This window comes from Agromyces sp. P1_H4 (genome assembly GCF_056405255.1).
On the sequence record NZ_JBFUCL010000548.1, the window covers coordinates 1 to 1,295 of the forward strand.

Sequence of the window (1,295 nt, forward strand, 5' to 3'; positions counted from 1 at the left end):
CTGCAGGGCGTGCGCGACCGCAACCAGCAGCGGCTGCGCGCTGTGCTCGCCGGCCACCCCGAGGCGGAGCTGCGGAGCTTCGCGAGCCTGCTGCGGAGCCTCGGCGACGCCTGACATCCCTCGCCCGATCGCCCCTCGAACGCGACGAAGGCCCGCCCTCCTCCCGGAGTGCGGGCCTTCGCTCGTCCACGGAGGATGTCCGCCCCGTCGCGACAGGCGCCCTCGACCCGAATAGGATCACCCGCATGACCGACACCGCCTCGAGTGCCGCCCGCACGGCCACCGACGACGAGATCGCGTCGGTCGAGGAGCAGCTCCGCCGACTCTTCGGCCGGGTGCGGCTCGTCTGGAAGGAGGCGGCCGCCGCGGTGCACCCCGACCTCCAGCCCGTCGGCTACAAGATCCTGTCGGCGCTCGTGCGCCGCGGGCGCATGCACGCCGGCGCGATCGCCGAGGTCTTCGAGATCGACAAGAGCGTCGTGAGCCGCCAGGTGAAGCACCTCGAGTCGCTCGGGCTGGCCCGGGTCGTCGCCGACCCCGACGACGGACGAGCGCGTTTCATCGAGGCGACGGACGAGGCGATCGCGAGCGTCGAGCAGAAGGGCTCGCGGATGCAGCAGCGGCTCTACGCGCGGCTGCGCACGTGGTCGGGCGACGACGTCGAGACACTCGCCACCCTCCTCGGGCGGCTCGGCAGCGAAGTRGTGGAGGACGGCGCGGAACCGGAGGGCGCCGAGTCCGACGCGACCGACCGTGAACCCGAGGCGGGCTCGGGCTCAGCGACCGGCGACTGACCGCTCCGCCGCGTCCACCCCGTCGGCCTGGTCCGCCGGCACGCGGCCGCGCCCGTCGTCGGCCGACGCCGGCTCCTCGGCTGACGCGGCGGGCAACCGCACGGTGAACCGCGTGGCGCCGGGCTCGCTCGAGACCGACACGTCACCGTGGTGGGCGCCGACCACGGCCTGCACGATCGCCAGCCCGAGCCCCGTGCTGCCGGCTCGGCGGGACCGCGTCGAGTCACCCCTCACGAACCGTTCGAAGAGCGAGTCGACGAGCTCGGGCGGGATGCCGGGTCCGTCGTCCTCGACGGTGAGCACCACGTCGCCACCGTCACGGGCAAGCGAGGCGACCACGCTCGTGCCGTCGGGCGTGTGCACCCGGGCGTTGGCGAGCAGGTTCGTGACGACCTGTCGCAGGCGCGGCTCGTCGCCGACGACGACGGTCGCGGCATCCGGCAGTCGCACCTCCCAGTCGTGATCGGGCCCCGCGGCCTGCGCGTCGCCGACCGCCTCGAC

2 protein-coding genes are annotated in these 1,295 nt (G+C 74.2%); one reads left to right on the forward strand and one right to left on the reverse strand.

The genetic code is table 11. From position 1 onward, the window contains the following. Positions 1-245 precede the first annotated feature (245 nt). Positions 246-794: a MarR family winged helix-turn-helix transcriptional regulator gene (locus AC1DY2_RS19845; protein WP_476763974.1), complete on the forward strand. Its 549-nt coding sequence runs from the start codon at positions 246-248 to the stop codon at positions 792-794. Here AC1DY2_RS19845 and AC1DY2_RS19850 read toward each other — a convergent pair. After that, a partial coding sequence (locus AC1DY2_RS19850) for a sensor histidine kinase (protein ID WP_476763975.1) occupies positions 777-1,295 on the reverse strand: 519 nt, incomplete at its 5' end. The genes AC1DY2_RS19845 and AC1DY2_RS19850 overlap by 18 nt on opposite strands.